Source organism: Phormidium sp. CCY1219, assembly GCF_055795085.1.
This window is the reverse complement of the sequence record NZ_JAYFEQ010000262.1, coordinates 1-219: the sequence shown is the minus strand read 5'-3', so window position 1 is coordinate 219 and position 219 is coordinate 1. Positions and strand designations below refer to the sequence as shown.

Below are 219 nucleotides of genomic sequence, written 5' to 3'. Positions count from 1 at the left end.
TATCCATTTGAGAGAAAGCTTCTTTAGACACTACTGTTGAGTAATAGTTGCTCCACCCTCTGATGACCGGGTTGAGGCGTCTTATTAACCCCTCTTGCGGTACTGTGCTGTGTGAGTCTACTATCCCTTTCAGTTTCCTGTAGTGGGTTTTGATGGCTTGATTGCTGGGTTTGATGATAGTTTTGAAGCCTAGTGGATTACTGTGTGTGTCTTTCCCAG

At 44.7% G+C, this 219-nt stretch carries 1 protein-coding gene; it reads right to left on the bottom strand.

The features are described 5' to 3' along the window. Nucleotides 1–154: group II intron maturase-specific domain-containing protein (locus AC0QH1_RS03220; RefSeq protein ID WP_324629395.1), on the bottom strand; the 154-nt coding region annotated here is incomplete at its 3' end. Nucleotides 155–219 lie beyond the last annotated feature (65 nt).